At 41.9% G+C, this 24,080-nt stretch carries 20 protein-coding genes; 7 read left to right on the top strand and 13 right to left on the bottom strand.

What is annotated here, in order from left to right:
• Nucleotides 1–46 precede the first annotated feature (46 nt).
• The 3 genes from lolA to lrp all read right to left on the bottom strand — a co-directional run bounded on the left by lolA (nt 47) and on the right by lrp (nt 4,449).
• Nucleotides 47–667, bottom strand: a complete 621-nt coding sequence (gene lolA, locus AACW90_RS08950; RefSeq protein ID WP_390233329.1) for an outer membrane lipoprotein periplasmic chaperone LolA — start codon at nt 665–667, stop codon at nt 47–49.
• Between the two features lie 276 nt (nt 668–943).
• Nucleotides 944–3,790 carry a DNA translocase FtsK gene (locus AACW90_RS08945; RefSeq protein WP_390233328.1) on the bottom strand — a complete coding sequence of 949 codons (2,847 nt, stop codon included), beginning with the start codon at nt 3,788–3,790 and terminating at the stop codon, nt 944–946.
• A gap of 164 nt (nt 3,791–3,954) precedes the next feature.
• Nucleotides 3,955–4,449 carry a leucine-responsive transcriptional regulator Lrp gene (gene lrp, locus AACW90_RS08940; RefSeq protein WP_195702799.1) on the bottom strand — a complete coding sequence of 165 codons (495 nt, stop codon included), beginning with the start codon at nt 4,447–4,449 and terminating at the stop codon, nt 3,955–3,957.
• A 156-nt stretch (nt 4,450–4,605) separates the two neighbouring features.
• Here lrp and ald point away from each other — a divergent pair, with 156 nt between their 5' ends.
• A complete protein-coding gene (gene ald / locus AACW90_RS08935; protein ID WP_275136132.1) occupies nt 4,606–5,730 on the top strand; it encodes an alanine dehydrogenase in 1,125 nt (374 codons plus the stop codon).
• A gap of 150 nt (nt 5,731–5,880) precedes the next feature.
• Here ald and AACW90_RS08930 read toward each other — a convergent pair whose 3' ends face one another.
• Both AACW90_RS08930 and cysB read right to left on the bottom strand, forming a co-directional pair.
• Nucleotides 5,881–7,074, bottom strand: coding sequence for a methyltransferase (locus AACW90_RS08930; protein ID WP_390233325.1), 1,194 nt, complete (start codon nt 7,072–7,074; stop codon nt 5,881–5,883).
• Nucleotides 7,075–7,129: 55 nt separating this feature from the next.
• Nucleotides 7,130–8,104, bottom strand: coding sequence for an HTH-type transcriptional regulator CysB (gene cysB, locus AACW90_RS08925; RefSeq protein ID WP_195702796.1), 975 nt, complete (start codon nt 8,102–8,104; stop codon nt 7,130–7,132).
• A gap of 305 nt (nt 8,105–8,409) precedes the next feature.
• On the opposite strand from cysB, the gene AACW90_RS08920 reads away from it, so the two are divergent.
• On the top strand, nt 8,410–9,171 hold the full coding sequence (locus AACW90_RS08920; protein WP_390233323.1) for a DNA repair protein: 762 nt from the start codon (nt 8,410–8,412) through the stop codon (nt 9,169–9,171).
• A 72-nt stretch (nt 9,172–9,243) separates the two neighbouring features.
• A complete protein-coding gene (gene miaE, locus AACW90_RS08915) occupies nt 9,244–10,020 on the top strand; it encodes a tRNA isopentenyl-2-thiomethyl-A-37 hydroxylase MiaE (RefSeq protein WP_390233321.1) in 777 nt (258 codons plus the stop codon).
• Between the two features lie 112 nt (nt 10,021–10,132).
• Here the strand turns inward: miaE and pyrF are convergent, their stop codons facing one another.
• From pyrF to sohB, 7 genes are all read right to left on the bottom strand, one after another.
• Nucleotides 10,133–10,831: an orotidine-5'-phosphate decarboxylase gene (gene pyrF / locus AACW90_RS08910; protein WP_390233319.1), complete on the bottom strand. Its 699-nt coding sequence runs from the start codon at nt 10,829–10,831 to the stop codon at nt 10,133–10,135.
• Nucleotides 10,832–11,034: 203 nt separating this feature from the next.
• On the bottom strand, nt 11,035–12,204 hold the full coding sequence (gene lapB / locus AACW90_RS08905) for a lipopolysaccharide assembly protein LapB (RefSeq protein ID WP_390233317.1): 1,170 nt from the start codon (nt 12,202–12,204) through the stop codon (nt 11,035–11,037).
• A gap of 23 nt (nt 12,205–12,227) precedes the next feature.
• Entirely contained in the window at nt 12,228–12,503 is a 276-nt protein-coding gene (locus tag AACW90_RS08900) for a LapA family protein (RefSeq protein ID WP_275136116.1), read from the bottom strand.
• A gap of 131 nt (nt 12,504–12,634) precedes the next feature.
• Nucleotides 12,635–12,916 carry an integration host factor subunit beta gene (gene ihfB, locus AACW90_RS08895; RefSeq protein WP_195702782.1) on the bottom strand — a complete coding sequence of 94 codons (282 nt, stop codon included), beginning with the start codon at nt 12,914–12,916 and terminating at the stop codon, nt 12,635–12,637.
• 74 nt (nt 12,917–12,990) lie between these two features.
• A complete protein-coding gene (gene rpsA, locus AACW90_RS08890; RefSeq protein WP_390233314.1) occupies nt 12,991–14,670 on the bottom strand; it encodes a 30S ribosomal protein S1 in 1,680 nt (559 codons plus the stop codon).
• A gap of 104 nt (nt 14,671–14,774) precedes the next feature.
• On the bottom strand, nt 14,775–15,452 hold the full coding sequence (gene cmk, locus AACW90_RS08885) for a (d)CMP kinase (protein WP_390233312.1): 678 nt from the start codon (nt 15,450–15,452) through the stop codon (nt 14,775–14,777).
• A 270-nt stretch (nt 15,453–15,722) separates the two neighbouring features.
• The gene (sohB, locus tag AACW90_RS08880) at nt 15,723–16,784 is read right to left on the bottom strand and encodes a protease SohB (protein WP_390233310.1); all 1,062 of its coding nucleotides are present in this window, start codon (nt 16,782–16,784) and stop codon (nt 15,723–15,725) included.
• An 87-nt stretch (nt 16,785–16,871) separates the two neighbouring features.
• On the opposite strand from sohB, the gene AACW90_RS08875 reads away from it, so the two are divergent.
• A complete protein-coding gene (locus AACW90_RS08875) occupies nt 16,872–17,612 on the top strand; it encodes a YciK family oxidoreductase (RefSeq protein WP_390233308.1) in 741 nt (246 codons plus the stop codon).
• Between the two features lie 141 nt (nt 17,613–17,753).
• Here the strand turns inward: AACW90_RS08875 and AACW90_RS08870 are convergent, their stop codons facing one another.
• Nucleotides 17,754–18,689: an AEC family transporter gene (locus AACW90_RS08870; protein ID WP_390233306.1), complete on the bottom strand. Its 936-nt coding sequence runs from the start codon at nt 18,687–18,689 to the stop codon at nt 17,754–17,756.
• A gap of 179 nt (nt 18,690–18,868) precedes the next feature.
• Between AACW90_RS08870 and imuA the strand changes: the two genes are divergently transcribed.
• The 3 genes from imuA to AACW90_RS08855 are packed head-to-tail and all read left to right on the top strand — an operon-like array spanning nt 18,869 to nt 24,057.
• A complete protein-coding gene (gene imuA, locus AACW90_RS08865) occupies nt 18,869–19,561 on the top strand; it encodes a translesion DNA synthesis-associated protein ImuA (RefSeq protein ID WP_390233304.1) in 693 nt (230 codons plus the stop codon).
• The gene (locus AACW90_RS08860) at nt 19,561–20,958 is read left to right on the top strand and encodes a Y-family DNA polymerase (RefSeq protein ID WP_390233545.1); all 1,398 of its coding nucleotides are present in this window, start codon (nt 19,561–19,563) and stop codon (nt 20,956–20,958) included. The genes imuA and AACW90_RS08860 overlap by 1 nt, the downstream gene beginning before the upstream one ends.
• Nucleotides 20,959–24,057 carry an error-prone DNA polymerase gene (locus tag AACW90_RS08855; RefSeq protein WP_390233302.1) on the top strand — a complete coding sequence of 1,033 codons (3,099 nt, stop codon included), beginning with the start codon at nt 20,959–20,961 and terminating at the stop codon, nt 24,055–24,057.
• The last annotated feature ends 23 nt before the right edge of the window (nt 24,058–24,080 follow it).

Raw genomic sequence — 24,080 nt, 5'->3', positions numbered from 1 at the left:
GACGCCCTATACCACAAATATTATTCGTTACGATGAATGCCATTAGCTACTGTGGAAGCGATCCGTTTCTTTGATCATCCACTTCAACACCATCGGGGATAGCAAAGGTAAATCGTTCCTTACTTGGAACCTTGTTGTTGTAACCATTGAAAACAAACTGACCTTCTTGGCCATCTTGTTCGATGACAGTAAATCCCTTAATTACACCCGCACTGTCCACATCAACCTGAAATTGACCTTGATTAGAGTCAATGGCTGTCGGGATTAAGGTAAATCTATCCCCTTGTTGAGAAACCAAATAGTTATCCCAATCACTTGATCTATTCCGAGTAAGCAGCACGAATGGGGTTTGTGATGTCGCTTGCTCTTGCCAATAAATACTCACCTGTTCTACAAACGGGCTGTAGTACCAAAGTGTTTTACCATCGGATACCAGCACGTTTTCGTCTGGCATGACCGTTGTCCAACGAAAAAGGCTTGGACGTGCAATCTCTACTTTCCCTTCCCCTTCCATTACGACTTCATTGTCAGGACTAATAACCGTTTGAGTAAAGGAAGCACTGAAACCGTCGGTTTTAGACAGTCGTTCGCTTAGTTCATCCTTAGGCGATACGGCGGCGGTCGCAGTAAAACTAAAAAGAAACAAAAGAGTTAAAATCTTATTCATTTATAAGCCTAGTGTTGTTGGTAACTATACCAATTGTTTAAAGTAATCAAATTACGTCATTCCACGAAATCAGCGGCATCTCCACTAAATCAACGGCATCTCCACTAAATCAACGTCATCTCCACGAAAGTGGAGATCTAAACCCACTCAGATTCCCGTTTTCACGGGAATGACGACGGAATTTAGTACTCACCGAACAACATCACGTTGTCTTAAACAATTCGCGTTGAGATGATGTGTGATACGTATACTGACTCCCTTACGCGAGGTTAGTTCCTATTCTTTAACTGGCGCTGGTGCTAACACTTCTCGATTACCATTGTGCCCGGGAGAACTAACGATACCTTGCGCCTCAAGTTGTTCGATAATTCGAGCCGCTCGGTTGTACCCAATTTTAAATCTACGTTGGACACCCGAAACGGAACCACGACGACTTTGAACTACGTGCTCAACAACCTGATCAAATAAAGGATCGACATCCTCATCGCTGTCCATATTCTCGCCGGGAAGTAAGGTATCTGCCGTCTGCTGGCCATTAACAATCTCGTCGATGTAATTTGGTTGTCCACGCGCCTTCCAATCGTTTACCACAGCATGAACATCATCATCCGAAGCGAAAGCACCATGTACACGAGTTGTGTGGCTAGAGCCCGGAGGCAAGTAGAGCATGTCACCCATGCCGAGCAGTGACTCTGCACCGCCCTGGTCGAGAATGGTTCTTGAATCTGTCTTGGTTGATACGGTGAAAGCAACACGAGTTGGTATGTTTGCTTTGATAAGGCCCGTAATCACATCCACAGATGGACGTTGAGTCGCGAGAATTAGGTGGACACCGGCCGCACGAGCTTTCTGTGCCAAACGGGCAATCAACTCTTCCACTTTCTTACCCACGACCATAATTAAGTCAGCAAACTCATCCACCACCACTACAATGTATGGCAGTTTCTCTAGCAGTGGCGCCACTTGATCCATACTGTCACCGGCTTTCCATAACGGGTCATGAATTGGGTGCCCTGCGTCGGCAGCCATTTTCAGTTTTTCATTAAAGCCTTTTATATTACGTACACCCAAAGCGGACATTAGTTTATATCGACGTTCCATTTCACCAACACACCAACGCAATGCATTGGCAGCATCTTTCATGTCAGTCACTACTTCTGAAAGAAGATGAGGAATACCTTCGTATATAGAAAGCTCCAGCATTTTAGGATCGATCATAATAAAGCGAAGGTCTTCTGGCTTAGCCTTGTAAAGCATACTTAGAATCATGACGTTCACGCCAACTGATTTACCAGAGCCCGTAGTACCTGCGACAAGTACATGAGGCATTTTGGCGATATCGGCAATGACAGCTTCGCCAGCGATATCCTGTCCCATAACGACGGTTGTTGGTGACGTAGATTCTTGGAAAATTTTGCTGTTTACAACATCCGAAAAATACACCGTCTGACGGGTAATATTGGGTAGTTCTAATCCTACATAGGGTTTACCCGGAATAACCTCGACGACCCTAACGGCCATCGCAGAGAGCGAACGAGCCAGATCCATAGAAAGGCTAGAGATTCGACTCACTTTTACCCCTGGAGCTAAATCCAGTTCAAAGCGTGTGATAACCGGTCCTGGGAAAATATCGACTACTCTCGCCTTGATTTTGTAATCATCAAGTTTTGATTCAACTAATCGTGCAATCTCTTCGAGCGCGGCTCTATCTATGTGATTCTCACGCTTCTCAGGATGATAAAGTAACTCTAATGTAGGCAAAGGCGCGGTTGGTACAGGCAGATTGGCTTGTTTTTGAACCAAGAAAGGATTTTGCTCTGCTGCCATATTCTGTTGCGCTTCTGAAACCAGATCTTGGAACGCTTTCACGTCTTCGTCACCTTGTTCTTCTTCGACTACATTGCTTTGAATATCCGCCCGAGTTTCTTCAACGGTTTTACTTTCTTCACCAATCGTTGTTTGTTCCCATTCTTGTTCACTGTTGTCGTCGATTACCGACACCGCGGAAACACGGCTCTTTTCAGCAAATTCATCATCGATGAGATGGTCAAGCGCTTCTCTTGATATCGACGGCTCGGTTTTTTCTGTCTCATTAACAAAGTGTTCAATATCTGATTTCGATGGCTCTACCCTATTTGTTCTCTCCATTCTATGAGACGTCAATTCATCATCTCTTAGACCAATATTTTGAGTCACTATCGGCATATCATTATGCTGCTGTGCATCCTGTTCTAACTGTTCAATCGTTGAATACAGTTGCTGCGAGCGTTCTACGTTTGAAGCCTCTTCATTTGTATGAGATGCAGATGCTTCTAGGTTTTCTTTAGGAATATGGATGTTATATCGACGTTGTGGATTATCTTGCTCATTATCGGATTCAAGACGATGTTCAAATGGCGTATCAATGGCCAGTTCTTCCTCACTGGTTGTTTCTTCTACCTGATCATTATTGACAGATTGCAGTGTCTCTTTTGGCGAACCACGAAGTGTATTTAGAGCCCATGTCAATGCACTTATAAAGCGCGAACCTAACCACTCTACAATTGACAACCAAGATATTCCGGTTAGTAATGTAAGGCCCGCGCCCCACAAAAACAAGAATACAATGGTGGTGCCAAGGATATTTAGTATCGGTAGAGACAAGCTTGTCAGCACATCGCCAATGACACCACCCGATGAGAAGTACCAAATATCATCAAAATTTATATCGGCTAACCCACAGCTCGTCAGGATAACGAGACTAAGGCCAAGAATTCTTGTTCCCCAGAGCATCAAATCAATTGAATCGTCATCCTCCCGCTTTCTAAACAAACCCCATGTAAATGCCGCGTTTACGATAGGTACACAATATGCCAATGAGCCAAATGCAAAAAACAAAGTATCGGCTATCCATGCACCCAACATACCGGAGGCATTATTGACTTCACCACCCCACGAGGTTTGAGACCATGACGGATCGGCTGGACTGAAGCTATAGAGGGAAATAGCGAGAAATATAGCGATGAGAGAACCAAGGATAAAACAGCATTCTCTAAGACGCTGAAAACCACTTAGGCGACGTCGGTCGCTTTCATCCCCGGTTTTGATAATAGTTTGTACTTTATTTTTTTGCTCTTTGAACATAGAAGCTTACTAACTTTATAAAACAATCCGAGCGGCCAATGCCGCTCGAATAATAAGTGATTAGATCTCAATAACTAAATTTAATCATATCACCAATAAAAACCCAACCTGTAGAAAGCCTTAATTTGAACCTTGTCCAGACTTAGAACTTTCTACTATCGCAGTTATCGTGTTTGAATGACCAACTGATTCGATTGTTTGACTTCTTCCATCACAACGTAGGTACGAGTGTCATTCACACCAGGCAATCGCAATAACGTATCCCCGAGTAGTTTACGATATGCACTCATATCGGATACACGCGTTTTAAGAAGATAATCGAAATCACCAGATACGAGATGACATTCTTGGATATCATCTAACTTTTGTACGGCTGTATTAAACTGTTCAAATACATCTGGTGCACCACGGTTCAATGTAATCTCTACAAAGACGAGTAAAGACGCATCTAAATATTGTGGATTTAGTAATGCGGTATAACCAATTATATACCCTTGTCGTTCCAATCGACGAACACGCTCCAAGCACGGTGTAGGTGAAAGACCTACTCGCTTAGACAGTTCTACATTCGATATACGACCATCCTTTTGCAATTCATTTAGTATATTGCGATCAATGCGATCTAGTTCCTTGGACGGCTTTTTGTAGTTGTCTGCCATTTTTTATTCCACCTTTTAACTTCCCTGCAAAAAAATATACTACAACTTAGTAATATACAGAATCAAATATTGCTTTATACACTTTATACTAGAGGTATATTTGGGATTTTAACTAAAAACCCAGTTGTTACAACCACAAATCGAGAAGGAGTTAGCATGATTATCGGCGTACCTAAGGAAATCAAAAACCACGAGTATCGTGTGGGCATGATCCCAGCAAATGTGAGAGAACTTATTTCACATGGTCATCAAGTGTACATTGAAACCAATGCTGGTTCGGGTATCGACTTTTCAGACGATGATTACATCGCTGTAGGCGCATCCATTCTTCCTACTGCTTCTGACGTATTCGCTAAAGCAGAAATGATTGTAAAGGTAAAAGAACCTCAATCTGTAGAGCGTGCAATGCTCCGTGAAGGGCAAATATTATTCACTTATTTACACCTTGCACCAGATTTTACACAGACAAAAGAGCTTATCAAGAGCAAAGCTGTCTGTATAGCCTATGAGACTGTAACAGATTATATGGGTCGTCTGCCACTATTAGCACCGATGTCTGAAGTCGCAGGACGAATGTCTATTCAAGCTGGCGCACAAACTTTAGAGAAATCGAATGGTGGTCGCGGCCTTCTACTTGGAGGGGTTCCAGGTGTTGAACCCGCTAAAGTCGTTATAATTGGTGGTGGCGTCGTAGGGTCTAATGCCGCAAGAATGGCTGTTGGTATGCGCGCCGATGTAACTATTTTAGACAGAAGCCTCGATACCTTGCGTCAATTAGACGAAGAATTCCAAGGCAGAGCAAAAGTGGTTTATTCTACAGTGGATGCCTTAGAGAAGCATGTTCTGGAAGCTGACCTTGTGGTAGGTGCAGTACTTATACCCGGTGCAGCGGCCCCTAAACTTGTCACTAAGGAACATATTTTCAACATGAAACCGGGTTCTGCTATCGTTGATGTCGCCATTGATCAAGGCGGTTGTTTTGAAACCTCACATGCGACCACCCACGCAGATCCTACCTATGTCGTTGACGATGTGGTCCACTACTGTGTAGCAAATATGCCGGGAGCAGTAGCAAGAACCTCTACTTTTGCACTGAACAACGCCACTCTACCTTATATCCTAAAATTAGCAGACAAAGGTTACAAAGAAGCTTTACTGGGCGATGAAGGGTTCTTAGATGGGCTTAATGTTATCCATGGCCAAGTGACATGTAAGGAAGTTGCTGAAAGCTTTGAACTTGAATATGTAGAAGCGAAAACAGCGATAGCGATGTTTAATTAGGCTGAATACCTCAGGTCATTTCGTCATCCCGGTGAAAATTGGCCTATTTTCATGAAAACCAACGTCATCCCCATGAAAATGGGGATCTAAACCCACCTAGATTCCCGTTTTCACGGGAATGACGAAGTATTTAGCACTAACCGAACAGCATTACGTTTTTACCGCATGAATCATAATATTTCGCGGTGTCACTTCTCTTTCACAGAATTCTACAACGGAAACCTGATAACCATTTTGTTGCAAAAATAGTGCTCGATCATACACAAGCCACAATTCTAAAGCGCGACGAAACAGTTGTTGAAGCAGGCTTTGACGTTCCATTTGCCAAAATCTTTTTTCCCCTTCTCCTTCCCAAAGGGTAAAATCGATAACGGGTAAAATGATGTCCTTTTCCTTAGCTGCCCAGTTACAAAAATGTTCAAACCCTTCAGAAAGCATCGATTTTTTGATACTAGGGACCGCGACATAACTTTCCATACCAAGTACCTTTTTTAACACTAGGTCAAAACCTAGTCGATAACGCATTTCTTGCTCTCGATGCCTTGATACTCTTTTTCCACCAGTAACCGTCTCTTGTAAAGGAATACGTAATTCTGTTTTTGTTAGATTAAGTGTCGAACGTAAGCCTTGGTCTGAAAGTGGTTGATACTTTTCGTGTTCAATGAGGTGATAGCAACAAGGAGAAATGGAGATAGCTTGGCTGCCTGCTGCACTGGCGTGCTGGATTAATCTGACATGAAGATCACCACAGGCATGCAATGCAACAACATGTTGATTTGAAGTGACAATGTCTCGTGCTTTTTCCGATAAAGCATCCCCTTGAATAAATGTCATAGGAAGGGACTCCTTGATTGCCTCCCGTTGTCCTAATTCACAAAGTGAGGTTTGCCACTCAAAACTGGTCACAAGCTGAGTTGAACACGATGCCAATATTCGCCCCAAATAGCCTTTCCCTGAACACCATTCTAACCATTCGGTTCCTTTATGGTGCGCTAACGCAAAACTCCCCATCGATACAATCTGTTCAAGCTTTCTACCTGGGATACCAGAATCGAGCCCTCTTTTTAACGAAACCGGATCTTGAGTTGTCATCGATAACGAGATAAGCCTCTGCAATTCTTCCACTTGTGGGAATACAAGAGTGATATCGTTCATCAATTTAGAGGTTGAAGATTTGTATTGCCGCACTTGTTCTATAGATAATGCTGATAGCCATTGACATAACTCTGGATAATCGCCAGACCATGTTAGCCGAGATTGAATGCTCTGATGAAAGGGTTCAAATCGCCACAGGGATTCATTTTGTTGGAGTATAAGTTCGAGTTGTAAAAAAACGGATTGCATGATTCCTCCTACCTAGCAAAGCGAATTGTAGGAGGAATTAGATAAAAATAAATACTTACCGTATTGGTAAGTTTATATCTTTAAACATCTCTTCAATTTCGACATTATTTCTTAGTGATATGGCTTGTTCTACAACTGGGCGAGTAAGGTGCGGTGCAAAACGCTCCATAAAATCAAACATATAAGCACGTAAGAAGGTCCCACGTCTAAAACCAATACTTGTCGTACTAGACCCAAAGATATGACTGGCATCGATAACAACTAAATCAGTATCTTGAATTTGGTCAATCGCCATACTCGCGATGACACCTACACCAATACCCATTCTAACATAGGTTTTTATGACATCAGCGTCTGTTGCGGTAAAGACAATTTTAGGCGTTAAACCTGCTGTATCGAAGGCCGTGTCTAGTTCAGAACGACCAGTGAAACCAAAAACATAAGTCACAAGTGAAAAAGCAGCCAGATCTTCAATCGTCAACGATGATTTTTGTGCTAATGGGTGATCTTTTGTCACTACAATAGATCGGTTCCAATGATAACAAGGCAGCATGATGGCGTCATGATAAAGGTGCAAGGCCTCTGTTGCTATCGCAAAATTGGCGGTTCCTTTCGCAACGGCTTCTGACATTTGTGAAGGTGTCCCTTGATGCATATGCAAAGAAACTTTAGGGTATCGAGCCGTAAAACCTTTGATAACGTCAGGCAAAGCATAACGAGCTTGTGTATGTGTCGTGGAAATATTTAACGTGCCCATTTCCGGGTTAGTGTGCTCACTCGCAACCGATTTGATACCATCAACACGTGAAAGAATTTCTCTTGAAATTCTTACAATATCGACACCAGCCGTTGTTACTTGAGTCAAATGCTTACCACTGCGTTCAAATATTTGAATACCAAGCTCATCTTCCAGCAAGCGTACTTGTTTACTAATACCGGGTTGAGAAGTATAAAGACTTTCTGCTGTCGCGGACACATTGAGATTGTGATTCACGACTTCAACAATATACCTTAGCTGCTGTAACTTCATTATGTTACCTGTATTCCTTTACCGTCTATCGTTATAATTAAAGGTTATAAATAATAGTTATAACGTTTAATTATAAAAATTGATAGTGAAAATGCATAGCGAGCGAAATAATCTGTCGCAAGATTAATCGCTTAATGGTGTTATTTGCAATCAAACACACAATTTTTGTCGATATATATCGATTTTTATTACCAATCGCGAGCTTAACGTTAATAATTATGTTCATCGTCAATACCACTATTGACCCCTTATAGATTAGTGTATGCTGTCTATAGTTTGATTCTCCACCTGATAGATATAAGTTTATGAATATTGGTCTAATTGTTATCCTCGTTGCAATATTGCTGATTATGGTCATCGGCTATAACGTGATGTTGCAATATAATGCAAAGATTGAGTCCTCTCGAAAGGTCGAATCATCACGCTATCTCGCGATTATTGATGCCACCGAAGATCTCATCGGTAATGCTCATCATCTACCCTATAGCCAAGATTTATTGATCTGCCTAAACAGTCGCATTTTGGATGCATTAGAAAACATGTTTATGCTTGATCCAAAAAACAAGCAACTCGCTCAACGTGTCGAGAATATTAAGCATCAAATTCAAGCATTAAGAAACAACTACACAAGTGGAGAAAGTACTAATTTCAAGGTTCCTAGCAGTGATAAACAAGCGATTGTCATGTTAAAACTTGTTAAGCGCCTAAAAGATACTATTCGAAGCGAACACAATAAAGGTCGCTTCAATACGCAAGGTTACGTCGCTGAAAACGCTCGATTAGAAACGATTCAACTGCGGATAAACATTGAGAATGTCATTAAGAGAGCCAATGAGGCCGTGGTTCGAGGTCAGTCAGGAACCGCAAGACAACTACTCAACAAAGCTATCGATATTTTGATGTCTAAGAACGACGCTTATTCCACTAAGGCACGCGAAAAATTACAGGGTATGTTGAATGAGTTAGATAAAAATAAGAAAAGCCAGAATGCAAATCTTGTTGCGCAAGAAGAGAAAGAACGCGACAGCGACATGGAAGCTTTGTTTGGCGAGAAGAAGAAATGGTAATCAGAGCATTTTGATCTATTTTTATAAGGTCGCATTCGCGACCTTTTCTATAACAACCAATTAGTACAAATCATGAATACAAACGCCACTATTCAACAATTACTCAACCCTATCCATCTTTTTTTACAATGTGAGACACCCGATGAATGGATCGATGTTGCCAAAAAGCCCGAAAACCTTGAAACCATCTTACTTGACCATCTGTTATGTGAATTAAAAGCCGGTCAATCGGCTATGTACCTGATACGAAAGTACGCAGTGGATAGCCAAAGTGCGGCGATTCTACTTGAGTGGTTTAAGCCTTATGAAGATATCGCTTACCGCAAAATCGGCAACTCAACTACACTCAAAGGCATGAATACGGTCACTAAAGCGATTATGGCGAAGTCAGGGTCACCCTATAGCCAAAACCTAATCGACAAAATGGTCATGCTGATTAAAGAAGAATTACATCACTTTTATCAAGTTTTAGAGATCTTGGAGTCTAGAGGGATTAAATATGAAAGCATCAAGCCAAGTCGATACGCTAAGGGATTGTTATCAAAGGTGAAAACCTACGAGCCTGATACCCTTATTGACAAATTAATTATCGGTGCTTACATTGAAGCGCGATCTTGCGAACGATTTGCGAAACTAGCTACTTACCTTGACAAAGATTTGGAAAAATTTTATATCTCCTTGTTACGCTCTGAAGCACGGCACTACCAAGATTATCTTGCATTAGCCGAACAAATTGCAGGAGGCGATATCTCCGAGCGAGTGAAAGAACTGGGCGTGATCGAAGCGGAACTCATCTCTTCACCAGATAATGATTTTAAATTCCATAGTGGAAGACCGGCTAGCCTTTAAAAAATTGCATATTAACACGACCGTCAATAATGCCTTCTTAGATTTAAAACGCGAATTTCATTCAATAGTCAAAAACTAAAGGCGCTCAGATTCAAAAACTAAGCGCCCGTATTTATTCAATCAGGCTCTTATTTATTTCTGTAAGCACAAATGCTGGGTCTTTTGCCTGTGTGATAGGCCTACCTATTACTAAATAGTCTGAGCCTGCTTTAACCGCTTCTGCTGGCGTCATAATGCGCTTTTGATCACCAACTGCACTACCTACAGGTCGGATTCCAGGAGTAACTAACACAAACTCATCGCCCAGACTAGATTTAAGCATTGAAGATTCTTGAGCCGAACACACCACGCCATCCAAACCACTATTTTGAGTTAATAGTGCAAGGCGTTTCACCTGCTGCTGTGGTTCCATGTCTAATCCGATGCCAGCAAGGTCAGAACGTTCCATACTGGTTAATACCGTGACGCCAATGAGCAAAGGCCTTTCATTCCCATAGGGTTCTAATATCTCACGAGAAGCCGTCATCATCTTCTCTCCGCCACTAGCGTGTACATTAACCATCCAGATACCCAGTTCTGCTGCGGCTCTTACTGCTTTTGAACAGGTATTAGGAATATCGTGAAATTTAAGGTCAAGAAATACAGAGAAATTACGTTTATGCAGTTCTTGTACAAATTGTGGACCATATAGAGTAAACATTTCTTTGCCCACCTTTAGGCGGCAAGAATTAGGATCGATTTTATCAATAAAGGCTAACGCATCCGCCTGATTATCATAATCCAGAGCCACAATAACTTTTTGATCCAACATTTTCTCTCCTAACTAATATTCAAAAAAAACCTCCAATTTGGAGGTAATACCAATCACATTAATTGTGTGACTAAAATGAATTCGATTCCGTAAACCGCTTAAGACATCAAGCTCCGCCATCCTCACGAAAGTGGGGATCTAATCCCACACAGATTCCCGTTTTTACGGGAATAACGAAAACTGCATCAATATCATCGGTTTCATTATTCCCCATCAAGTCCACGAATTGGCTTAATGGTTCCCCAACCTTTACATGATGGGCAGTGCCAATAAAGTGAATGGGTTGAAAAACCACATTTTCTGCAGCGATAATGCGGCTTTGTTTTAAGTTGCTCGCCGACAAGCGACCGTAGCGTTGTTAAACTCTCTTTAGCTCGCCCTTCTTCAGCTTCGGCTAAATGGTAATCCATTAGGCGGTGAAAGCCTTTCATTGTCGGATTTCGAAGTAACTGCCGGGTTAACAATGTCTGAGCAGAAGCAAAACCCTCATGATGTGCGACCAGTTGTGCCAACATCAGTTCCGCCGAAACTCCTGCCTTCTTATCTATACACTTACGCAGAAACTCAACCAGTTGCTCTTCTTGACCAATATGGTGATAACACTCGGCCAACGTTTCAAGTACTTCGCTTATAAAATCAGTATCTTGATCTAGCACCATCTCCATATATTTGATGGTGCCTTTATAATCTTCATTCTCAAGATATATTTTACCCAAAGAAATGCTGGCTCTTACGCATTTAGGGTCTTCAGATAGTGCTCTTTTAAAATAGAGTATCGATTTAGCTGTGTTGCTTTCCGATTGCTCTAACAGTGCCAATTCACACCAAAAATGAGCAATATTTGCTGTAATGCGTTTGCGACCAAGTTTCACTAATGCCGTTGCATATTTGATTGCATTATTCCACTCTCGTGTCTGTTGATAGATGCTCACCAATTGAGTCAACGCCGCTTCTTTGTGAGAAGGCTCGTCAACTAATTGTTCAAATATTTTTTCGGCCCGATCTAAAAAACCGGAAACCATGTAATCTTTTGCTAATTGTTGCAGTGCAAGATTCTTTTGGTCTATAGAGAGGTTTTTTCTTGAAATAAGATTTTGGTGAATTCGTATAGCTCGATCAACTTCCCCACGAGATCGGAACAGGTTTCCGAGGGCTAAGTGAGTATCAATAGTTTCTGCATCAACTTGAAGTAATTCAATAAAATGATCGACCGCTTTATCTGATTGATCAGATAATAGCAGGTTCAAGCCCGTAACGTATTGCCGGGAAATTTGATGGGACTGTTCTTGTTTATCTTGCCGTGCGCTTCGGTTGCCCATGTACCAACCATAGGCTGCCGCAATTGGCAATAATAAAAAGAGTAGTTCAAGCATGGATGCTTACCGCTATATCACCATTAAGCTTTCGACTCGACCGGAAGCTGATTAACAGAAGACTTCTTCAGCTTTCGATTTAAACGACGAATGGTTAACTGAGATTTTAATTGCATACTTCCTACAATAAGCCAAGCTAGTACAAATCCAGCAACAAAAACAACCCCTAGCAATGTAGACAGGTGAAATTCACCTTGTGCCAATAGGTAGTTAAAAGAGACGACTTCTTGATTTTGCGCACCTAATGCTAATGCCACAAGAAAAAGTGCAATGACTAGAATCGTTTTTATAATTTTCATGACTCACTACTCCAGATATTTCGCTAACGTCTGATTATGCAGTAATTTGAGTCTACAAACCATCGGAAACCGCTTATAAAAAAGCGGCATATTAAAATATGCCGCTTTTTTATAACTCTATATGAGTGATATTAGCTAATATCTACGCGTTCGCGAAGCTCTTTGCCTGGTTTAAAGTGCGGAACATATTTTCCGTCAAGTTCAACCTTATCACCTGTTTTAGGGTTACGACCTAAACGAGGTTCACGATAATGCAATGAGAAACTACCAAAGCCACGAATTTCGATTCGATCACCACTTTCTAAAGTAGAAGCCATATGCTCTAGAACATCCTTTACAGCGTCTTCTATCTCTTTCGCAGAAAGGTGTGTTTGCTCAGCACAGAGTCTTTCTATTAGTTCAGACTTAGTCATATTTACCCTCATCACATTTTCAAAAACGTCAAATCATAAAAAAAGGGAGCCAAGAGGCTCCCTAATTGCGATTATTACTCGCCTTTAGCAGCCTTGAAAGCATCTGCCATAGCATTTGTGAACCCGCTAGTAGAAGTCTCTTCTTGCTTGTTCACTGACGCCATTGCTTCTTGCTCGTCAGCTTCATCCTTCGCTTTAACAGAAAGGTTTACTACGCGGTTCTTACGGTCAACGCCCGTGAACTTAGCTTCAACACTATCGCCTACGCTTAGGATTAGAGATGCATCTTCAACACGGTCACGTGAAACTTCAGATGCACGGATGTAACCTTCAACACCCTCTGCAATTTCAAGTGTAGCACCTTTTGCGTCAACTGCAGTTACAGTTGCGTTAATTAGGATGCCTTTCTTGTTATCAGCAACAAATGCGTTGAACGGGTCATTTTCCATTTGCTTAACGCCAAGAGAAATACGTTCACGCTCTGCATCAACTGCAAGAACAACTGCAGAGATTTCATCGCCTTTCTTATAATCACGTACCGCATCTTCTCCTGCAACATTCCAAGAGATATCAGATAAGTGAACAAGACCGTCGATGCCGCCGTCAAGACCGATAAAGATACCAAAGTCAGTGATAGACTTGATCTTACCAGTTACTTTGTCGCCTTTAACTTGCGCTTCAGAGAATGACTGCCAAGGGTTAGCTTTACATTGCTTAAGGCCTAGAGAAATACGACGACGTTCTTCGTCAATCTCAAGAACCATAACTTCAGCTTCGTCGCCAACGTTAACCACTTTAGATGGGTGGATATTCTTGTTAGTCCAATCCATTTCTGAAACGTGTACTAGACCTTCAACGCCTTCTTCGATTTCCACGAAGCAACCGTAGTCAGTTAAGTTAGTAACACGACCAGTTAGTTTGTGACCTTCTGGGTAACGCTTAGCGATTGCTACCCATGGATCTTCACCAAGTTGCTTAAGACCTAGAGATACGCGAGTACGCTCACGGTCAAACTTAAGAACTTTAACTAGGATTTCATCACCTACGTTTACGATCTCAGATGGGTGCTTAACACGCTTCCAAGCCATATCTGTAATGTGAAGTAGGCCATCTACGCCGCCAAGGTCAACGAATGCACCGTAGTCAGTAAGGTTCTTAACGATACCTTTAACTTCGCTACCTTCTTGAAGTGTTTCAAGAAGTTCGTCACGCTCAACACTGTTTTCAGATTCGATAACAGCACGGCGAGAAACAACAACGTTGTTACGTTTTTGATCTAGCTTAATTACTTTAAACTCTAGCTCTTTGTTCTCTAGGTGAGCAGTGTCGCGGATTGGGCGAACATCTACTAATGAACCAGGTAGGAACGCACGGATACCGTTTAGTTCTACTGTGAAACCACCTTTAACTTTACCGTTAATGATACCAATAACAGTTTCAGCTTCTTCGTATGCTTTCTCAAGAACGATCCAAGCTTCGTGACGCTTAGCTTTCTCACGAGAAAGTTTAGTTTCACCAAAGCCATCTTCAACAGCATCAAGTGCTACGTCGATTTCTGAACCAATTTCAACATCAAGTTCGCCAGCAGCGTTCTTGAATTCCTCTGCTGGGATAGCAGATTCTGATTTTAGGCCAGCATCAACAAGAACGAAACCGTTCTCGATAGCAACTACAGTACCTTTAACAATGGTACCTGGGCGAAGTTCTAGTTCGTTTAGAGACTCTTCAAAGAGTTGAGCGAAAGATTCAGTCATTAATTTGATCTTCAATTATTAAACTTCCACGGGCATCCTACCGCGTGGGGTTGATAAAATAGCCAGTCATCATCCTTGCGACCGACCTCCTATTGCCTCTTAAATTAAGACAATTTAGATTCGATATATTCAAGCGCTTGATCAACCACTTCACCTATAGAAAGTGTAGTAGAATCAAGCACTAATGCGCCATCAGCAGGACGTAACGGAGCCACCGCACGGTTGCGGTCTCTGTCATCACGCTCCTGTATCTCGCGTAAAAGGTGGTCAAATTTAACACTTAACCCCTTATCTTGCAACTGCTTAAGGCGTCTATCCGCCCTTTCCTCAGCCGTTGCGTCAAGGAAGATCTTCACCTCAGCATTTGGGAAAACTACCGTGCCCATATCACGCCCATCAGCAACCAAACCTTGTTCGTTGCTAAATGAACGTTGGCGTCGTAATAACGCCTCACGGACTCGTGGTAATGCCGCCACTTTTGATGCTGCGGTACCCGTCTCTTCTTTACGGAGCTCTGAAGAAACGTCTTCCCCTTCTAAAATAACCTTAACCAGATCACCTTCCGCGATAAACTGTACGTCTAAATGCGTCGCTAAAGGTACTAACGCCTCTTCCGATTCTGTATTAACACCATGATGAATAGCCGCAAGCGCTAATACACGATAAATAGCGCCAGAATCAAGTAAGTGAAAACCGAGTTTTTCAGCCAACAACATACATAGCGTGCCTTTACCTGCACCACTAGGTCCATCAACAGTTACAACGGGTTTCTTCGAGGACATTTATGACTCCAATTCTTAAGTGTGTAGCAATTCTATCCGTATAGAACCACTTTTATCGGCGGCATATTATAGGTCGAAATGAGGAGCGGAGCGAGGAAAGAAGGAGGAAAATTTAAAATTTAATAATTGACTATTAAGTCATTAAAAGTGGGTTAAGCAAGTGCTTTATTTAGCTAATACCTTGTTAACCCACGTAATAATTGTAGACAACAACAACGTTTTACCATCGTATACAGATGTAACTTATTGATCTATAAACACTGTCGTTTTCTATATTATCGGTCTCTGTCCACGAGATAACCATTTCATCAGTAAATGATCTGCGGCTTCGCCACCGATTCTCGCCAGTTTATCCGCCATTTTTTTCTTTTGAACATAACGAACGGAGAGTACCGTTTTCTTTTTACAGGCATTAACAACGATATCATCAGATGTGCTAATTTCATCCACTAACCCTAGCGCTTGAGCTTGTGTTCCAAACCAATGTTCACCTGTTGCTACTTTTTCTAAATCAAGTGCAGGACGTCGTTCTCGGATGAAATCTTTGAATAGCCCATGGGTTTCTTCAAGTTCTTGTTTAAATTTATCCCGAGCTTTATCGCTGTTCTCACCGAACATCGTCAATGTACGTTTATACTCACCGGCTGTGAGCTGTTCAAACTCTATATTATGTTTTTTAAGCAGTTTGTTGAAATTTGGCAGTTGAGCAATCACACCAATTGAGCCAACAATGGCAAAAGGAGCAGATACAATTTTGTCACCAATACACGCCATCATATAACCACCACTTGCGGCGACTTTATCGACAGAGATAATCAGTGGGATATTTGCGGCTTTGATACGGTCAAGCTGCGAGGACGCAAGGCCGTAACCATGAACCATCCCACCACCAGATTCTAGACGAAGTAACACCTCATCACCTTCTCTAGCAACAGACAATATTGCAGTGACTTCTTCTCGCAGAGACGCCACTTCTTTGGCATCAATGCTGCCATTAAAATCCAAGACAAACAGATGCGCTTCACGTTTACTCTCTAAAGCGCCTTCTTTAACCGCTTGTTTCACTTCTTTATTTCGTGATTTTGCTTTCTCTTTTTCTGCTTTTTTTTCTGCCTTATCACGCTCTTTTATAAAGGTGCCATCATGTAAGTGGTGCTCCATCACTTCAATGTTATCTTTGTGTCTCTCGGTTAGGTTGGTGATCTCTAACTCACCTTTCGGGCCACCTTGTTTCCCACCGACTGCTTTTGCAACCACTAAAATAGCAATAACTGCCACAACAAAAGTCGCAATCTTGGCCAAAAATAGGCCGTAGTCCAACAAAAATTCCAATCTAGTATCCCCAATCATTTCAATTCGTGTATTGTAATCACTTTGTCATGATAACCAACATTAAATAATAAAAATAGGGATATGGAAGTGGATTATTCAGTCTCAAAAGACACACTCAAAGATAAAATCATTTTAGTTACCGGCGCTGGCGCTGGAATAGGAAAGCAAGCGGCTCTTAGTTACGCCCAACATGGTGCGACCGTTATTCTATTGGGCCGTACCGTTAAAAAACTTGAACAAACTTATGACGAAATAGAAGCAGCCGGTTATGTTCAGCCTGCAATTATCCCGTTGGATATGAAAGGAGCAAGTAAACAAAACTATATTGATATGGCTGAAACGATTGAACAGCAGTTTGGCCGTTTAGATGGTGTATTACATAATGCTAGCCTGCTTGGCGTCATCAGTCCATTCGATCAAATAAGTGAAGATACCTTTGATGATGTGATGCAAATCAATGTAAAAGCGCAGTTTTTGATGACTCAGGCCTTACTGCCTATCTTGCACAATTCAGATGATGCTAGGATCGTCTACACCTCGTCTTCTGTAGGACATAAAGGCAGAGCTTTTTGGGGAACCTATTCAATCTCTAAGTTCGCGACCGAAGGTATGATGCAGATCCTTGCTGATGAGTTAACCGATACTGCGATTAAGGTTAATGCCATTAACCCAGGTGCTACGCGAACAGGGATGCGGGCTACAGCCTATCCAGCAGAGGACTCGCATTTATTAAAAACACCGTTAGATATTATGCCACTCTATCTCTATTTAATGGCACCTGAAGGTAAAGAGATAAATGGGCAGTGTATTGATGCCCAACCTAAATAGGATCCCCTCGATTGACTAAGTGTTCACTCTGTTCGCTTCTTAAATCGAGAGATCCTTCACTTCTTGAACCGTCACTTCGTTCATTTCTAAACAAAGGCGAAGTGATTGTTTGAAAAGACTTTATAACTAACGCTTAATGCTCTAAAGCAGCATCACCGTTATTGGAAAAGCGATAAGAAAAGCCAAATAACTATAGAACCATGCCGTATTGGCAAGATCGCTGTCTAAGCGATACAACACCGTTGGTATCGTTGAAGTAAAGCCCGTTGGCATAACCGATAACAGAATACATACCTTAGCAACCAACCCATCGTATACTGACCACAAATCAAACAAGGTAATGAGAAGAATCGCAACGGCCGGAGCAAGAACTGCCCGACATGTTGATACCTGTATCGCCAATGTTTTCCACTTATCCCCGCCCTTAAGATTAAATGTCAATCCCACAGAGAAAACCATCATTAAGCTGCCAAATGGAATCACATATTGGTTAATATCACCAATAATCAGCGGTCTGTTGAGGCCGCTTAGGTTAAGCATCAAACCCATAAAAATGGCACTGATTGCGGCCAAAAATATAGGGTCGCGCCAAAAATATCTTTTTCCAATATTGAGCGGCTGATCTCCACATTTTCGGGCGTAAGGGTAGATCCCGGCAAAATAGATTAACTCTTCACTTAATTTATACAGGGCAGCAATCGCTATCCCATTTTCGCCGAAGATAAAAAAAGCACACAGATTACCTAACGCACCTAAATTATAAATAGTGGTAACCGAAACTAATGCCCCAGCCTGCTTAGGTGCAAGATTTTTCCATTTCACGGCAAAAAAACCGACCAGTGCTCCTAGAAAGATGACCCCAACCCCCACTAAAGGAAGATAAAAAAGTTGAGATTCTATTTTTGGGAGTTGCCAGATAGAAGTCAGTATTGAGTAGGGAATGATGATGGTTAAGGTAAATTTGCCTAAGGTTACGCTAAGAGATTGATTGATCTCTGCATATTTTTTTTGAAACCATAAACCGATTGAAAAACTCATGACAATGAGTGCGAACAGCATAATGAGTTGCTGATGCATTAAATAACTCCTAGATACGGCTCACTCGGTGAGAATTATTGATTCAGACTCGGATATTATACAAGGTTCTGTATTTTATATAGAAATAGTTTATCTCTCTGATTCCTACTTTTCTTCCTTGATCCTCTCTCTCGATCAAATATACTGTATGTATATCCAGTACATTTGATCGAGAGAGAATGATGCAAACCGCTATTGATCTATTACATAGTAAGCACCTGATTTGGCAGGGTTCTAAACCTCAAAATCCCGTAGAAACTCACCCAACAGGATATATAGAGCTCGATAAACAACTAGGTGGTGGCTTTCCAACTCATGGTGTGGTCGAAATATCATCCGCTTTTGGTATTGGCGAGCTACGACTGCTCACTCCGTACATAAAAGAAAATGGAAAACAAAGGCTTAGCGTATTTATTAACCCACCTGGGCACCTCTGTTCCGAGTACCTAATTCAACAAGGTATTGATCTTAAACGCGTCGTGATGATCTTTCCTAAAACAAAAAAAGAGGCACTTTGGTCTGCGGAGCAAAGCTTGAAAAGCGGTTGTTGTGGCAGCGTCACTTTATGGCACCCATCATTGGAAGTGCATCAAGCAAGAAGGTTACAGGTTGCCAGTGAAACAGGACAATGTCTCAATTTTTTATTCAAAACCAAACAAAAATATCAGATTAGTTTACCTATTTCACTAAGTATGCAGCTCCAACCTCAAGCCAACGCTATACAGGTCACTCTCCATAAGCGTAAGGGCGGTTGGCTTAAATCAACATTTTCTGTCGATATGAGCCGTCGTTGGGCTCACCTTAACCAAGAGGAAAGCACCGAACAAAGTAATATTACGCCGTTTCCTCTACTGAAACGAGGCCACGCGTGATTCTTTGGCTCTATCTTCATTTTCCTAAACTGCAACTCGATACCCTTTTCTCAGAGTCAGGTGAATTACCTATTGCTATTCTGCACAAAAATCACATCGTGCAACTCAACAACATTGCGACACAATCTGGGCTGAAACTCGGTATGGGGTTAGGTAATGCTGCTTCCCTTTGTAATATATTACAGGTACACCCATACAAATCGGATATTGAAGAACAAAAGTTGTTAGAAATTGCTCATTGGTTATATATGGTTACAGCAGATATTTCTCTCTCCTCACCTTCAGGTTTATTGCTTAAAGTCAGTAATATGTTAACGCTCTACGACGGATTAGATAGCTATTGGCAAGCGGTTAAAAAACCATTAGACGACCTTAATATCGAATACTGTTTCGCGACCGGTTACTCCCCTTACTCTGCCCGATTACTCGCTCAAGCCCAACTCAACCGTATATCAGAAGATAAAGGGGCAATAGAGCAGCAATTAAAAAAATACCCTTTAGAAGCAACCGCATTGACAAAAAAGACCATAGAGAAACTGAATCGTGTTGGCGTTCGCCATTTAGGCGATCTTCTCATGCTCGATATTTCAGACGTTGCCCGTCGTTTTGATATTGAATTGGTTAATTATATTGGTCAGTTGACCGGACGATTTAAGCATCTTATCGAATTTTATTATCCACCAGAAACATTTACCCGATCTTTAGAACTGCTCTATGAAATTGATAATTTTCAATGGCTAGAAAAACCATTACACACACTATTCAAACAATTAGAACGTTTTCTTAAACGAAGGGACCAGATCGCTTATGAATTGATATTGACACTTCACAAGCGCGAAAAAAGCAACGAAGCCCAAGAAGTCATGTTCACCTCAGCACAGGGTGATTACCTTGCCACCAAATGGCATGAGCTCAGCCAGTTAACCCTAGAGTCGATTAAACTCGATGCACCCGTCGTTGCTATCACCTTATCCATTAGCCGAGTAGCCCAACAGCAAGGAGACGGACACGACCTCTTTGATGGTCCAAAAGGAAGCATGTCTGCTCTCGAACTAATATCTCGCTTACAAGCAAAGTTGGGAAAAGAATGCGTTTCAGGTCTTACCTTAACCTCAGACCCTAGACCCGAACAAACAACACGGCTTTGTCAGCCTCTAGAAAATAATACTATTGGTCAAAAAACGAAGCAGATAAGGCCCAGTATTCTGCTTCCTTTTCCAACACCTTTGCAGGAAAAAATCACCATCATCCAAGGTCCGGAAAGACTCGCAACAGGATGGTGGGATGCGGGTGAAGTAACAAGAGATTATTTTATTGCCAGAGGTCATAAAGGGAAGACGTTGTGGGTATTTAGAACTCCAGCAAAGGAGTGGTTCATACATGGGGTATTCAGTTAAATGACGCCTCATTCACTCAACTACGCTGAACTCTTTTGCCAGAGTAATTTCTCTTTTTTAACAGGGGCTTCTCATCCAGAAGAGTTGGTTTTACAGGCCGATTTCCTACGTTATTCTGCTATTGCCATTACTGATGAATGTTCCGTCGCTGGTGTCGTCCGTGCTTTTCGTACCATCGAAGAAAAAAAGCTCAAGGTTAAACTTATCATCGGCAGTATGTTTTGGCTCAATTCTGAATGCCAGATAGTTTTACTTAGTCCTACACGTGAAGCTTACGCCGAACTATGCCGAGTCATCACTAATGCAAGAAGACGAGCAGAGAAAGGCAAATACAATCTTTCCGAGTGGGATATTATGTCCCTTAAACACTGCTATATCCTTTGGTTGCCTCGTCAAAAACACTGCGATCAGTATTGGGGAGACTGGTTAGCGAAACATCACCAAAAAAGGATGTGGCTTGGTCTCCAACGCCACCTAAAAAGCACAGACAAATATTACCTCGACCACTGCAAACAATTAGCAGGCTTATTCAATATTCCAATCACGGCTTGTGGCGGAGTGTTAATGCATAGTGCAACACGTTTACCACTTCAACATACGCTAACCGCAATACGAGAAAACCGTGCGATTACTGGCATTAAACAACACCTTATTAGTAATACCGAGCAAAGCTTACGCCCCATAGATAAACTGCAAATTATCTTTGAGTCCTCGTGGTTGCAAGCCTCGCACAAACTGGCACAGCAATGTACGTTTACAATGAAAGAGCTTTGTTACCAGTATCCGGCAGAACTCATACCCATCGGGCATACCCCCATGAGTTATCTGCGAAAATTAGTTGAAAACGGAAAAAAAATTCGTTTCCCTAATGGTGTTCCTACCGAGGTTCAAGCAACGATAGACAAGGAATTAATTCTAATAGAAGAATTAAAATACCCTTTCTATTTTTTAACTATCCATGACATCGTCATGTTCGCCAAAAACCAGAGTATTCTCTATCAAGGACGTGGTTCAGCCGCCAATTCTGTTGTTTGTTATTGTTTAGAGATTACCGCTGTCGATCCAAGACAAATCTCCGTTCTGTTTGAACGTTTCATCAGTAAAGAAAGAGATGAGCCACCAGACATCGATGTCGACTTTGAGCACGAAAGGCGAGAAGAGGTGATTCAATATATCTATAAGAAATACGGCCGAGAGAGAGCCGCTTTGGCCGCAACGGTTATCAGTTATCGATACAAAAGTGCAGTTCGAGATGTCGGTAAGGCGTTAGGAATTTCAGAAACTCAATTGGACTTTTTTATAAAAAACACCAATCGACGTGATCGCACCCTCGATTGGCAAGCCCAGCTCACCGAATTGGGCCTAAAACCCGACTCGCTAAAAGGCCAGCAATTTATACAACTGGTTAATGAAATCATGGGGTTTCCACGTCATCTATCTCAACATGTTGGTGGTTTTGTTATCTCTTCTGGCCCTCTATATGAACTGGTTCCAGTCGAAAATGCCTCTATGCCCGAAAGAACGGTGATCCAATGGGACAAAGATGATTTAGAAACGCTCAAATTATTAAAAGTCGATGTACTTGCTCTTGGTATGCTTAGCGCGATTAGAAAATGCTTCGATCTCATACAAAAACACGAACAACGAACGTTAACTATCCCGGATATCAGTCGCATGCAAGATGATGAAAAAGTCTACGCCATGCTACAAAAAGCAGATACCGTAGGTGTGTTTCAGATTGAATCTCGAGCTCAAATGAGCATGCTGCCGCGTTTGAAACCAAGGTGCTACTACGATCTTGTTATTCAAATTGCTATTGTGCGTCCTGGGCCTATTCAAGGCGACATGGTTCACCCGTTCCTAAAGCGGCGAGATGGTAAAGAGCCTATCACTTACCCTTCTGAAGCCGTTCGTGACGTTCTACATCGCACGATGGGCGTCCCCATATTTCAAGAACAAGTCATTAAGTTAGCCATGGTGGCAGCGGGTTTTACAGGAGGAGAAGCCGACCAACTACGACGAGCGATGGCCGCATGGAAAAAAAATGGTCATGTGTTTAAGTTCAAGGATAAGCTTATCAATGGCATGCTAGAAAGAGGTTATGACGCTGAGTTTGCACAGCGCATCTTTAATCAAATCTGCGGCTTCGGTGAATATGGTTTTCCTGAAAGTCATTCTGCCTCTTTTGCAATATTAGCGTACTGCTCTGCATGGCTAAAATATTATTATCCTGAAGCCTTTTACACCTCTATTTTGAACAGTTTACCGATGGGGTTTTATAGCCCATCTCAGCTTATTCAAGATGCCCGCCGACATGACATTTCCGTTCTACCTGTGTCAGTGAATCATTCAAAATACGACCACATCATGGTGCCTAACGACCAACAAAACAAACACAGTTACGCCTTACGTCTAGGGTTTCGCCTTGTTCGAGGGCTTTCAGAAAAAGGGGCAAAACAACTTATCAATAATCGTCCAGAAAATGGGTATAGCAACACTGGGCAACTCAAAAGCATCGGTTTGAACAAAAAGGATATCGAAGCCTTAGCGTCTGCTGATGCCTTAAAAGCACTTTCAGGAGACCGATATGCAACCCGCTGGGCCGTAATGGATTCAATACAGGATTACCCTCTTTTTCAACAAAACTCTGCCGACAACAATGCGTTTCAATACCAAGAAAATGAATTTGAAACATTAACTGAAGATTATGCTGCAACAGGCGTATCGCTCGCAAAACACCCCATAACCTTGTTGGAAGAAAAAGGGATATTAGGTAAGTTTACGCGACAGGTAGAATTGTTAAATCAGCCACACAAATCACTGGTGACAGTAGCAGGTATTGTAACGGGCCGACAATCTCCTGGAACCGCGGCTGGTGTGACATTTTTCACTTTGGAAGATGACACAGGTAATGTCAATGTAGTGGTATGGTCTAATACCGCAAGGGCTCAACAGGAAGCGTATCTAACCGCTAAAATACTAAAAATAAAAGGGATATTAGAGCATGATGGGCAAGTGACCCATGTTATTGCAGGCAAGCTGATTGATTTAACCGATTCTATCGCACAGCTTAGTACCCAATCTAGGGATTTCCATTAAACTTATTTCCGGCATAAAAATGC

The sequence above is a fragment of the Vibrio frigidus genome (assembly GCF_042465995.1).
Lineage (GTDB): Bacteria > Pseudomonadota > Gammaproteobacteria > Enterobacterales > Vibrionaceae > Vibrio.
This window is presented reverse-complemented; position numbering and strand designations above follow the sequence as displayed.